Source organism: Streptomyces sp. B93, assembly GCF_018070565.1.
In the GTDB taxonomy this organism is placed as follows: domain Bacteria; phylum Actinomycetota; class Actinomycetes; order Streptomycetales; family Streptomycetaceae; genus Streptomyces.
In genome coordinates, this window is sequence record NZ_JAGPXL010000002.1 from 138,915 (window position 1) to 150,761 (window position 11,847).

Annotated in this window: 11 protein-coding genes; 9 read left to right on the forward strand and 2 right to left on the reverse strand. The window is 72.0% G+C overall.

Annotated elements, in window-relative coordinates:
• Positions 1-239: 239 nt before the first annotated feature.
• On the forward strand, positions 240-869 hold the full coding sequence (locus KBY47_RS02965) for a class F sortase (protein ID WP_210919271.1): 630 nt from the start codon (positions 240-242) through the stop codon (positions 867-869).
• Between the two features lie 15 nt (positions 870-884).
• Here the strand turns inward: KBY47_RS02965 and KBY47_RS02970 are convergent, their stop codons facing one another.
• A complete protein-coding gene (locus KBY47_RS02970; RefSeq protein WP_210919272.1) occupies positions 885-1,667 on the reverse strand; it encodes a TSUP family transporter in 783 nt (260 codons plus the stop codon).
• Positions 1,668-1,890: 223 nt separating this feature from the next.
• On the opposite strand from KBY47_RS02970, the gene KBY47_RS02975 reads away from it, so the two are divergent.
• Genes KBY47_RS02975 through nirD form a run of 3 tightly spaced genes read left to right on the forward strand, consistent with a single transcriptional unit; the run spans position 1,891 to position 6,070 of the window.
• Positions 1,891-3,105, forward strand: a complete 1,215-nt coding sequence (locus tag KBY47_RS02975; RefSeq protein ID WP_210919273.1) for an NAD(P)/FAD-dependent oxidoreductase — start codon at positions 1,891-1,893, stop codon at positions 3,103-3,105.
• Positions 3,105-5,720, forward strand: a complete 2,616-nt coding sequence (gene nirB / locus KBY47_RS02980; RefSeq protein WP_210919274.1) for a nitrite reductase large subunit NirB — start codon at positions 3,105-3,107, stop codon at positions 5,718-5,720. Before KBY47_RS02975 ends, nirB begins: the two co-directional genes overlap by 1 nt.
• Positions 5,717-6,070, forward strand: coding sequence for a nitrite reductase small subunit NirD (gene nirD / locus KBY47_RS02985; protein ID WP_210919275.1), 354 nt, complete (start codon positions 5,717-5,719; stop codon positions 6,068-6,070). The genes nirB and nirD overlap by 4 nt, the downstream gene beginning before the upstream one ends.
• A gap of 100 nt (positions 6,071-6,170) precedes the next feature.
• Here the strand turns inward: nirD and KBY47_RS02990 are convergent, their stop codons facing one another.
• On the reverse strand, positions 6,171-7,097 hold the full coding sequence (locus KBY47_RS02990) for an oxidoreductase (protein WP_210919276.1): 927 nt from the start codon (positions 7,095-7,097) through the stop codon (positions 6,171-6,173).
• Positions 7,098-7,320: 223 nt separating this feature from the next.
• On the opposite strand from KBY47_RS02990, the gene KBY47_RS02995 reads away from it, so the two are divergent.
• The 5 genes from KBY47_RS02995 to KBY47_RS03015 all read left to right on the forward strand — a co-directional run bounded on the left by KBY47_RS02995 (position 7,321) and on the right by KBY47_RS03015 (position 11,754).
• Positions 7,321-8,481: an alkaline phosphatase PhoX gene (locus tag KBY47_RS02995; protein ID WP_210919277.1), complete on the forward strand. Its 1,161-nt coding sequence runs from the start codon at positions 7,321-7,323 to the stop codon at positions 8,479-8,481.
• A gap of 171 nt (positions 8,482-8,652) precedes the next feature.
• Positions 8,653-9,618 carry an SMP-30/gluconolactonase/LRE family protein gene (locus tag KBY47_RS03000; protein ID WP_210919278.1) on the forward strand — a complete coding sequence of 322 codons (966 nt, stop codon included), beginning with the start codon at positions 8,653-8,655 and terminating at the stop codon, positions 9,616-9,618.
• Positions 9,619-9,807: 189 nt separating this feature from the next.
• A complete protein-coding gene (locus KBY47_RS03005) occupies positions 9,808-10,275 on the forward strand; it encodes a peptidoglycan-binding domain-containing protein (RefSeq protein ID WP_210919279.1) in 468 nt (155 codons plus the stop codon).
• Positions 10,276-10,418: 143 nt separating this feature from the next.
• The gene (locus KBY47_RS03010; RefSeq protein ID WP_210919417.1) at positions 10,419-10,805 is read left to right on the forward strand and encodes an excalibur calcium-binding domain-containing protein; all 387 of its coding nucleotides are present in this window, start codon (positions 10,419-10,421) and stop codon (positions 10,803-10,805) included.
• 130 nt (positions 10,806-10,935) lie between these two features.
• Complete coding sequence (locus tag KBY47_RS03015) at positions 10,936-11,754, forward strand: hypothetical protein (RefSeq protein ID WP_247694136.1); 819 nt, start codon at positions 10,936-10,938, stop codon at positions 11,752-11,754.
• Positions 11,755-11,847 lie beyond the last annotated feature (93 nt).

Here is an 11,847-nt window from a genome sequence, read left to right on the forward strand (position 1 = left end):
GCGCCGTTGTGGCTGGTCGCGCAGTTCCCCGCGCCCCTGGGGCGACGGTTCCACCGCCCCTCGGGGCGCCAGCCCGGCGTCCGTGGGGGGGGCGTGGTTCCACCGTCCCCCGGGACGCGATCCCCGCGTCGGTGGGGCGCGTGATTCCGCCGTCCCTCGGGGCGCCAGCCCGGCGTCCGGGGGGCGCGTGATTCCGCCGTCCCTCGGGGCGCGAGCGTTGCCGAGCACAGGAGGTCGTCATGGGCCGTAGGGCGGGCAGGGCCGGTGACGTCGCCATAGCGGCGGTCACCGCGGTCGCCCTCGGGTGCGGGGTGGTGCTGCTGCACGGGACCGGCACCCCCGCCCCGCCGCAGCCGTCCGCCGCCGAGGCCCGTCTGGATGCCGGGGAGGCCGGGCGGGAGGCCGCCGCGCTGCCGCCCTCGCCGCCGGAGCGCATCCGCATCCCCGCGATCCGGGTGGACGCCCCCCTGACCGGCCTGGGTCTGACCCGCACCGGCAGCCTCGACGTGCCGCCCGCCGACCGTCCCGGCCTGGCCGGGTGGTACGAGGCCGGGACCACGCCCGGGGAGCGGGGCACCGCGATCGTCGCCGGGCACGTGGACAACGCCGACGGGCCCGCCGTCTTCTACCGCCTCGGCGCGCTGAAGCGGGGCGCGGCCATCGAGGTCGACCGGCGGGACGGGGGCGTCGCCCGCTTCACCGTGGACGCGGTCGAGGTCTACGACGCCAAGGACTTCCCCGACGAGAAGGTGTACGGCGCCGCCCGCCGCCCCGAGCTGCGGGTCATCACCTGCGGCGGCGGCTACTCACGGGCGACCGGCTACCGGGGCAACGTGGTCGTCTTCGCGCACCTCACCGGCAGCCGCTGAGCGCGGGGAGACCGCTCACGCCAGCCACTGCTCGTACGCCAGGTTCGCCACCAGCGCGAACACCACCGTCAGCAGCACCACCCGCACGAAGCCGCTGCCCTTCTTCAGCGCGGTGTGCGCCCCCAGCGTGCCGCCCGCCAGGTTGAACACCGCCATCAGCGCCGCCAGCTGCCACAGCACGGTGCCCTGCCAGGCGAACGTGGCCAGCGCGCCCGCGTTGGTGCAGCAGTTGACGATCTTGGCGGTGGCGGAGGCGGTCACCAGGTCGAGGTGGAGCACGGCGGTCAGGGCGAGCACCAGGAACGTACCGGTGCCGGGGCCGATGAGACCGTCGTAGAACCCGATGCCGAGGCCCGCCAGGCCGATCGCGGCGAGGATCCGGCGGCGGGTGACCGGGCCCGGCGCGGGGGCGGTGCCGAAGGCGGGCCTGAGGATGACGAAGGCGCCGACGCCGAGCAGCACCACCATGATCACCGGCTTGAGCACCTCGGTGCTCATCCCCGCCGCGAGGAACGCCCCGCCCGACGACCCGGCGAGCGCCGCGAGGCCGATCCGCACGGCGGTGCGCACGTCGACGGGCGCCTTGCGGGCGTACGTCACCGCAGCGCCGGTGGTGCCGACGATCGCGACCGCCTTGTTGGTGCCGAGCGCGTACGCGGCCGGGGTGTTCGCGGGGAGCCCGAGCAGCAGCGCGGGCAGGAGCAGCAGGCCCCCGCCGCCGACCACGGCGTCGATCCACCCGGCCGCGAGCGCGGCGAGGCACAGTACGGCGAGCATGGTCAGCGATATGTCGGGCACGAGTGGCGACCCTATGGACGGGGTAGGTGTGCCGTCCAACGAACTGAGGGTCTTTTGAGGTTCGGAGCGGTTGCCAAAGGGCCTCACACCCACCCCCGGAAGGGCCTCACACCCACCCCGGAAGGAGCCTCACACCCACCCCCCGCCCCCGCTGAGGGCAGCGTTCCTCGCGGGAAACAACGGTGATTCGGCCGGGTAACACCGGCACCGCACGCTCAAGGGCATGACCTCGAATAAGCGTGTGGTGGTGATCGGCGCCGGGCTCGCGGGCGTCCGGCTCGCCGAGCGGCTCGGTGAGCTGGGCACGCCCGCGCTGCTCGTCGGCGACGAGGAGCACCGGCCGTACAACCGGGTGCTGCTCGCCGAGGTGCTGGCCGGGCGGTACGCCCCCGAGGTGATCGCGCTGCCCGCGCCCGCGGAACTGACCCGCGCCCGGGTCACCGGCATCGACCGGGCCGCCCGGAGCGTGCGGTGCGCCGACGGCTCGGTGATCGCATACGACACGCTGGTGCTGGCCACCGGCTCCAACCCGGTGCTGCCGCCGCTGCGGGGCCTGTTCACCGGCACCGGCGAGCTGCCCGAGGGCGTGCACGCCTTCCGCACCATGGACGACTGCCTGGGTCTTTCCAAGGCGGTGCGGCCGGGAGTGCGGGCGGTCGTCATCGGCGGCGGGCTCCTCGGGGTGTCGGCGGCGCGGGCGCTGGCGCGGCGCGGCGCGCAGGTCGTCCTGGCCCAGCAGTCGGAGCGGCTGATGGAACGCCAGCTCGACCCGGGCGCCTCCAAGCTGGTGCTGCGGCACCTGAAGGACCTCGGTGTCGAGGTGCACACCGAGTGCCGGGTGCGCGACGTGCGCTGCGTCGGCGGCGCGGTCCGCTCCGTGGAGATGGCCGACGGGTACGCCCTCGACGCCGACCTCGTGGTCCTGGCCTGCGGCGTCCACCCGCGCGTCGGCCTCGCCCAGGAGGCGGGCCTGGAGGTCCGCAAGGGCGTCGTGGTCGACGACGAGCTGCGCACCTCCGACCCGCACATCCGGGCGATCGGCGACTGCGCGCAGCACGACGGCACCCTGTACGGGCTGGCCGCCCCGGCGCTCGAACAGGCCGACGTGCTCGCCGAGGTGCTCGCCGGTGACGGCGGCGCCCGCTACACCGGCACCCGCTCCCTGACCCGGCTGACCCTGAACGGCCAGACAGCTTTCGACCTCGCCGCGTTCGGCGAGACCGAGGCGCTCCCGGGCGACGACGTCGTCCAGCTCACCGACGCCACCCGGGGCACCTACCGCAAGGTCGTCGTCCGCGACGACCGCGTGGTCGGCGGCGTCCTCGTCGGCGAACTCGGCACCGTGGGCGCGCTGGCGCGCGCCTGGGAGGGAGCGGAGCCGCTCCCCGCGGACGGCGCGCCCCTGCTCCACCTGCTCACCAACGATGGAGGCTCCTGATGACCGCCACCCTGGGGGCCACCCCCACGATCGTGCTCGTCGGCCACGGCATGGTCGGCCAGCGCTTCCTCGAGGCGCTCGCCGAGCGCGGCCTGACCGCCACGCACCGCGTGGTCGTGCTGTGCGAGGAGCCACGTCCGGCGTACGACCGGGTCGCGCTGACCTCGTACTTCTCGGGGAAGACGCCCGACGAGCTGTCGATGACGGACATGGAGTTCATCGAGAAGCACGGCATCGAGCTGCGGATCGGTGACCCGGCCGAGACGGTCGACCGCGAGGCGAAGACGGTGACGGCCCGCTCCGGGCTGACCTTCGGCTACGACATCCTCGTCCTGGCCACCGGCTCCTACCCGTTCGTGCCGCCGGTCCCCAACAAGGACGCCACCGGCTGCTTCGTCTACCGCACGATCGAGGACCTGCTCGCCATCGAGGAGTACGCCAAGACGGCCCAGGTCGGCGCCGTCGTCGGCGGCGGTCTGCTCGGTCTGGAGGCGGCGGGCGCGCTGAAGGGCCTCGGGCTCACCTCGCACATCGTGGAGTTCGCGCCGCGGCTGATGCCGGTGCAGGTCGACGAGGGCGGCGGCGCGGCGCTGCTGCGCACCATCGAGGAGATGGGCCTGAGCGTCCACACCGGCGTGGGCACCCAGGAGATCGTCACCGACGACTCCGGCGCCGTCACCGGCATGAAGCTGTCCGACGGCTCCGAACTCGCCACCGACATGGTGGTCTTCTCCGCCGGTGTCCGCCCCCGCGACCAGCTGGCCCGCGACTGCGGTCTGACGGTCGGCGAGCGCGGCGGCATCGCGGTCGACGAGCAGTGCCGGAGCGTCTCCGATCCGAGCGTGTTCGCGATCGGCGAGTGCGCGCTCGCCGCGGACGGCCGGGTGTACGGCCTGGTCGCACCGGGCTACGAGCAGGCGGAGACCGCCGCGGCGACCATCCGCGAGGACGAGGCCGCCTTCACGGGCGCCGACCTGTCCACCAAGCTGAAGCTGCTCGGCGTGGACGTGGCGTCCTTCGGCGACGCGCACGGCACCGCCGACGACTGCCTCGACGTCGTCTACTCCGACTCCCGCGCGGGCCTGTACAAGAAGCTGGTCATCGCCCGCGACGGCACCCTGCTCGGCGGCATCCTGGTCGGCGACGCGGACGACTACGGCACCCTGCGCGCGTTCACCGGCTCCGTCCCGCCGGTCGCGCCGGAGTCGCTGGTGCTGCCCGCCGGTGCGGGCGCCCCCGTCCAGCTCGGGCCGTCCGCGCTGCCGGACGACGCGATCATCTGCTCCTGCCACAACGTCGACAAGGGCACCATCCGCGCCGCGGTCACCGACCGCCAGTGCACGACCGTGCCCGAGGTGAAGAAGTGCACCAAGGCCGGTACCGGCTGCGGCTCGTGTGTGAAGGTGCTCGGGCAGCTCGTCACCGCCGAGCTGGAGGCCAGCGGCGTCGAGGTCGACAAGGGCCTGTGCGCCTGCTTCTCCCAGACCCGCGAGGAGCTGTACGAGATCGTCCTCGCCCTGCGGATCAACTCCTACCAGGACCTCCTGGACCGCTACGGCCGCGACGGCGCCCGCGGCGGCGACGGCTGCGAGATCTGCAAGCCCGCCGTCGCCTCGATCATCGCCTCCCTCGCCCCGACGATCGGCGCGAGCCCCTACGTCCTCGACGGGGAGCAGGCGGCCCTCCAGGACAGCAACGACCACTTCCTCGCCAATCTCCAGAAGAACGGCTCCTACTCCGTCGTACCGCGCATCCCGGGCGGTGAGATCACCCCGGAGGGCCTCATCGTCATCGGTGAGATCGCCCGCGACTTCGGGCTCTACACGAAGATCACCGGCGGTCAGCGCATCGACATGTTCGGCGCGCGCGTCGAACAGCTCCCGCTGATCTGGACGCGCCTGGTCGACGCGGGCTTCGAGTCCGGCCACGCCTACGGCAAGTCGCTGCGCACGGTGAAGTCCTGCGTCGGCCAGACCTGGTGCCGCTACGGCGTCCAGGACTCCGTACGGATGGCGATCGACCTGGAGCTGCGCTACCGGGGGCTGCGTTCCCCGCACAAGCTGAAGTCGGCGGTCTCCGGGTGCCAGCGCGAGTGCGCGGAGGCCCAGTCCAAGGACTTCGGCGTGATCGCCACCGCCAACGGCTGGAACCTGTACGTCGGCGGCAACGGCGGTGCCACCCCGCGCCACGCCGACCTGCTCGCGCAGGACCTGTCCGACGCCGAGCTGATCCGCCTGATCGACCGGTTCCTGATGTTCTACATCCGCACCGCCGACCGGCTGGAGCGCACCTCCAGCTGGCTGGAGCGCATCCCCGGCGGCCTCGACCACGTGCGGGACGTCGTCGTGGAGGACTCCCTCGGCATCTGCGAGGAGCTGGAGTCCCTGATGGCGGCCCATGTCTCCCACTACCGCGACGAGTGGGCGGAGACCATCAACGACCCCGAGAAGCTGGCCCGGTTCGTGTCCTTCGTGAACGCTCCGGACACCCCCGACCCGGTCGTCGGCTTCGTCCCCGAGCGCGATCAGATCAAGCCCGACCTGCCGCTGCTCTCCCTCGGCCTGCGACCCACCGCATCCACGGCAGACGTCCTGGAAGGAAGCGCCCAGCGATGACCCTGGCACCCGAGACGACCGACCTCAAGATCCAGCTCCGGCTGGGGGACGACGACTGGTTCACGGCCTGCGACCTGAACCGGCTCCTCCCCGGCCGCGGAGTGGCGGTCCTGCTGCCGGACGGCCGCCAGGCGGCGCTGTTCCGCGACCGCAGGGGCGAGCTGTACGCCATCGACAACCGCGACCCGTTCGGCGGCGCGGCGGTCCTCTCCCGCGGCCTCATCGGCACCCACGAGGGACGCCCGTTCGTCGCCTCCCCGCTGCTGAAGCAGCGCTTCGACCTGCGGACCGGGGAGTGCCTGGACGAGGACGGCGTGCGGGTGGCGGCGTACGAGGTACGGACCGCCTAGGGCCGTGCGAGGTACGGACCGCCAAGGGCCGCACGAGGTACGGACCGCCAAGGGCCGCACGAGGTACGGGCCGCCAAGGACCGCACGAGGTCCGGAACGCCTAGGGGCTGGCGTACGCCACCCCGGTGAGCCGCTCCGAGGCCGCCCACAGCAGTTCGCCCGCCCGGTCGTCGAGGGTCCACGGGGCCCGCGGTGACGGGGCGGGCGTGCCCGTGCCGCGCCAGGCGGCGAAGGAGGGCCCGGTGAAGGAGTCGGGACGGACGCCGGGCGCGGTCGCCGCGTACAGCACGGGCAGCGCGCCTCCCTCCGCCGACTGGGCGAGGACCCGGTTGCCCAGCTCCATCACCCGCTCCCCGACCCGGCTCCCGGACGCCCGGGGCCCGGCCGCCTGGAGGTTCGTCGCGGCGTACCCGGGATGCGCCGCCGCCGCGGTCACCTCCGCGCAGGACGCCTCCAGTCTGCGGGTCAGCTCGTGGACGAAGAGCAGGTTGGCCGACTTGGAGCGGGCGTAGGCCACCCAACGCCGGTAGCGGCGCTCGCTGTTGAGGTCCCGCAGGTCGATGTTGGCGAACAGGTGCGTCATGCTGGAGACGGTGACGACCCGGGCGTCCGGCGTGGCGAGCAGCGCGGGCAGCAGCAGCCCGGTGAGCGCGAAGTGCCCGAGGTGGTTGACGCCGAACTGGGTCTCGAACCCGTCGGCGGTCGTCCCGTACGGCAGCGCCATCACACCGGCGTTGTTGACCAGCAGGTCGAGCCGCTCGTGCCGGTACGCCGCCGCGAACTCCCGTACGGAACCCAGATCCGCCAGGTCCAGCCGCAGCAACTCCGTTTCCGCGCCCGGGACTTCCTCACCGAGCCGCCGCTCGGCCTCCCGGCCGCGCACCTCGCTGCGGCAGCCGAGCACCACATGGGCACCCTTGCGGGCCAGCTCGCGCGCGATGACATAGCCCAGTCCGCTGTTGGCGCCGGTGACGACGGCGACACGGCCGCTCTGCCCGGGAATCTGCGCTGCGCTCCAGCCCGCCATCGAGGCTCCTTCCGGTGCTGCCCGGTTCCACAGCTCGGCTCCCCCCCCGGTGGGGGCAATCTATGCCCACGGCCACGCGGACGCCCGCACCCGTATCCGACGCGTCACACTCCCGCCATGAGCATGACCATGGCCTGTCCACTCGCCTCCCCTAGGGTCCCTGACCGTACGACCCCTCCGCCGCCCGGCGGTGGGGCCGGTCACGGACCCTCCTGGAGTGAGAGTGGAACGTCGTAGCCTCCTGCGTGCCGCCGTCCTCGGCGGCTCGGCGGCAGCCCTCGGTGGCAGCCTGTGGCGCGGTGCCGCCTACGCCGCACCCGCCCAGCCCGGCACAGGCCCCTACGGGGCGCTCGGCTCCCCCGACGCCAACGGCATCAGACTCCCCAGCGGCTTCACCAGCCGGGTCATCGCCCGGTCCGGCCAGCAGGTCCCCGGCACCTCCTACACCTGGCACAACGCCCCCGACGGCGGCGCCTGCTACGCGGACGGCAGCGGCTGGATCTACGTCTCCAACTCGGAGATCAACCCGGGCGGCGGCGTGAGCGCCGTGAAGTTCTCGTCCACGGGCGCGATCACGGGGGCGTACCGCGTCCTGTCCAACACCCGGCAGAACTGCGCGGGCGGCAAGACCCCCTGGAACACCTGGCTCTCCTGCGAGGAGGTGTCCCTGGGCTATGTCTACGAGACCGACCCGTGGGGCGTGAACGCGGCGGTCCGCCGGGACGCCATGGGCCGCTTCAAGCACGAGGCGGCCGCCGCCGACCCGGTGCGCCGGGTGATCTACCTGACCGAGGACGAGTCGAACGGCCGCTTCTACCGCTTCGTCCCCACCACCTGGGGCAACCTGTCCTCCGGCAAGCTCCAGGTCATGGTCGCGGGCCCCGCCGCGTCCGGCTCGTTCACCTGGGCGGACGTCCCCGACCCCGACGGCTCCCCGACGACCACCCGCACCCAGGTCTCCGGCTCCAAGTCCTTCAACGGCGGCGAGGGCTGCCACTACGCCGACGACAAGGTGTGGTTCACGACGAAGGGCGACAACAGGGTCTGGCAGCTGAACCTGACCAACAACACCTACGAACTGGCCTACGACGACTCCCTGGTCACCTCAGGCACGGCCCCCCTCACCGGCGTCGACAACATCACCGGCTCCTCCTCGGGCGACCTGTTCGTGGCGGAGGACGGCGGCAACATGGAGATCTGCGTGATCACGCCGGACGACGTGATCGCCCCCTTCCTGCGCATCGACGGCCAGTCGTCCTCGGAGATCACGGGCCCGGCGTTCTCCCCCGACGGCAGGCGCCTGTACTTCTCCAGCCAGCGCGGCACGACGGGCTCCTCCTCCGGCGGCATCACGTACGAGGTGACGGGCCCCTTCCGGTCGTAGCGCGGGACGGGCGGGGTCGGAGCCGCGGGGGTCGGCCCACGGCCGGCTACCTGTCGGATGCCTGTCGATCGCCCGAGGCGACTCGATTCACGGAGAGGTTTCGAGTTCCATCGACACGGAACGGCACATCCGACCCCGCACGTCTGTCAGACCGAGACGGAGACACGTGACATGCCGAACAGCCGAACCCCCCACCCCTCCCGCCGAACCCTGCTGGGCGGCACGGCGGCAGCCGCACTGGCGATGGCGGCAGGGACGGCGACGACGACGGCCCAGGCCGCGGACGACTCCCGCGCGACGGCGGGCTGGCCGACGGAGTTCCCCCTCCCCGACGGCTTCCTCCCGGAGGGCATCACCATCGGCGCCCGCCCGTACGCCTACATGGGCTCCCGCGCCAACGGCGCCATCCACCGCACGGACCTGCGCACGGGCCGCGGAACCACCCTCCACGAGGGCGCCCCGGGGACGGCGGCCATCGGCCTCAAACTGAGCCACGACGGCCTGCTGTACGTCGCCGGAGGCGCGGGCGGCACGGCCAAGGTGGTGGACGCGGCGACAGGTGACCTGGTCCGGACCCACCACCTGACGACCGCGACCCCCTGCTTCATCAACGACGTGATCCTGACCCGCGACAGGGCCTGGTTCACGGACTCCCGCAACGCGGTCCTCCACGGCGTCCCGACCACTCCCGGGGACACCGTCCGCGCACTCCCTTTGACGGGCGACTGGGACCAGCTCCCGGACGTGAACAACGCGAACGGCATCGTCACCACCCCGGACGGCCGTGACCTCCTGGTGGTCAAGAGCACGCCGGGCACGCTGTACCGGGTGTCCGTCAGGACGGGCAGGGCAAGGGAACTGGAGCTGCGCGGCGCGGACACGGTCGTGAACGGCGACGGCCTCCTCCGCATCGCCAACACCCTCTACGTCGTCCAGAACCGCCTCAACCTGATCAGCGTCTGGACCCTGAACAACCGCTGCACGACAGCGACCCTCACCCGCACGATCACGGACCCCCGCTTCGACGTCCCCACCACCACGGCCCGCTACGCCAACCGCCTCTACCTGGTCAACGCCCGCTTCACCAGCCCCCAGACCCCGGAGACGACGTTCACGGGGGTGTCGGTGCCGCTCTAGGCGAAACGTCCCGTGGCGACCCGCATCCGCGCAGGTCGCCGCCGGGCCCGTCCCAGAGACGTCCCAGTCGTCCCAGAGACGCCCGGGATCGTTGATCCCCTCGGCGCACCGAAGGCACGCTGGCGCCACCTCGCCACCCGGAACATCCGGAGCGAGGGCCACCATTGCCCCAGCTGAGGAGACATGATCATGTCCGCATCGAGAAACGTGCGCCGCGCCGCCGCCACTGTCGCCGTCACCGCGGTCACCGTCGGCACCCTCGCCGGAACCAGCGCCACCGCCACCGCGGCCCCGACGAACACCACGTCGGCCGTCAGCCCGGCGGCCACCGTCCTGGCGGTCGAGAACCTCGGGCTGACGGTCAGGCAGGCCAAGGGCATCCAGCGGGTGTCCTGGATGAGCGGCTACGACCCCGGGGCCATCGACGGCTACCTGGGGACGGCCAGCTGGAAGGCCATCCAGCGTGAACTGCGTGACTACTACGGCTACACGGGCGCCATCGACGGCATCGTCGGCCCGAACACCATCAAGGCACTGCAACGCCAGTTGAAGAAGCACTGGGGTTACACCGGCGCCATCGACGGCATAGCCGGGACCGGCACCCGGGCCGCCTTCGCTCGCGCGGGCACCTACTGGGCCAACCACTACGGCTACTGATCCGACCTCACCCACGAACGGAGAGCTACCGTCCGGTCACGTCACGTTCGCATCACGGGTCCCTTATTTCGGTGCAGTCCCCGACAGCCCCTCCCATAGCTTCGTCACCTCATCCGTACGAAGCTGGGGGGCTCCCTGTGAAGCTGAACCTGTTCCGCAAGTCCGTCGCCGTGGGCGTGACCGCCCTCGCGCTGGGCGCCGTACCCGTCACCGCCGTCGCCCATGAGGGCAGCCACCCGTTCAGCAACTGCACCGAGGCGTACGACAACGGGTACGCCAACATCAAGGAGACGGACGAGCACTACGGCGAGCACCTCGACCGCGACGGCGACGGCATCGGCTGCGACCAGCCCCCGTCCGGCTTCCAGCCCGCCGGGGACGACAACGCCGCGGCCCAGGAAGGCACCGACCTCGCCGAGACCGGCAGCGACAGCACGACCCTCTACCTCGCGGGCGGCGGCGCCGCCGTCCTCCTGACCGGCGGCGGCGTCCTCTACCTGGCCACGAGGCGCCGCAGCGACGCCCACTGAACAACCCCGCACACAGAAGGGCGGCATCTCCTCACGGGGTGCCGCCCTTTCGGTTGGCGTGAACGTTTTCGCTGCCCGAAAGGGTGAACGACTCCCCGTTCACGGACTTGCCGCCCTTCGGATCAGCAGGGTGGTGCACAGGGTCACATCCACCCACGAGACCTCGCACCGGGTCTTCCAGGATCATCCGGAGGTTCTCGCACGCATCTTCGAGGCGCCAGTGCTCAAGGTCGACCCGGCGGACGGGGACAGCTTTCTGCTCGCCATTGAGGCGCAGACCAGCCGGGCTGACGACAAGGCACTCAACTGGCCGTTCTACATGGCCTATCCGAGCGCCAAGTTCGAACTCCCGGTGCTGCTGGTCGCCATCTGCCGCAAGCGGTCCACCGCACAGTGGGCGGCTGGCCCCTTCGAGAACCGCGTCGGTCCCTGGCTGAGCCAGGTCACGCGTCCGTTCGTGCTCGGGCCGGAATCCGTTCCCGAGATCACCGACGAGTCCGCGGTGGCGCGGCAGCCCGCTCTGGCGACGTTCAGTGCCATCGTTCACAGTGAGAGCCGAGGCATTGAGGCCATACTGCATCTGCTGGCCCGCGGCATGCGGTCGTTCGACAAGGAGACGGCCGGCTACTGGTCGGAACTGCTGGAAGTCGGGCTGGAGAACACTCCGGCCAGGGACACATGGAGAGCGGCACAGAAGATGGTCGCGAGCTACTTTCCCGGCAGGGGCACCCTGATTGAGGAGACCTTTCTCGAAGGCGAAGCCAAGGGCAGGGTCGAGGGCAGGGCCGAGGGCATTTTGCGCGTCCTCGAAGCCCGCGGCCTCGGCGTTCCCGACAGCGTACGAGAGCGCGTCACCGCCTGCACCGACCTGGATCTCCTCGACGACCTCCTCGTCCGGGCCGTCACCATCGAGCGGGCGGACGCCCTCTTCGACGAAGTCGCCGACTGACAGCGCGTCGTGAGACACGACGGGGGCGGCATCCCCGCACAGGATGCCGCCCCCCTTTCGTGGGCCGGAGCCGTCGCTGATCGGTGAGGGTCG

What these genes read in the sequence shown, in the direction of transcription:
- KBY47_RS02965 (WP_210919271.1), top strand. Translation starts at nt 240, where the DNA reads ATGGGCCGTAGGGCGGGCAGGGCCGGTGACGTCGCCATAGCGGCGGTC.
- KBY47_RS02975 (WP_210919273.1), top strand. Translation starts at nt 1,891, where the DNA reads ATGACCTCGAATAAGCGTGTGGTGGTGATCGGCGCCGGGCTCGCGGGC.
- nirB (WP_210919274.1), top strand. Translation starts at nt 3,105, where the DNA reads ATGACCGCCACCCTGGGGGCCACCCCCACGATCGTGCTCGTCGGCCAC.
- nirD (WP_210919275.1), top strand. Translation starts at nt 5,717, where the DNA reads ATGACCCTGGCACCCGAGACGACCGACCTCAAGATCCAGCTCCGGCTG.
- KBY47_RS02990 (WP_210919276.1), bottom strand. Translation starts at nt 7,097, where the DNA reads ATGGCGGGCTGGAGCGCAGCGCAGATTCCCGGGCAGAGCGGCCGTGTC.
- KBY47_RS03000 (WP_210919278.1), top strand. Translation starts at nt 8,653, where the DNA reads ATGCCGAACAGCCGAACCCCCCACCCCTCCCGCCGAACCCTGCTGGGC.
- KBY47_RS03005 (WP_210919279.1), top strand. Translation starts at nt 9,808, where the DNA reads ATGTCCGCATCGAGAAACGTGCGCCGCGCCGCCGCCACTGTCGCCGTC.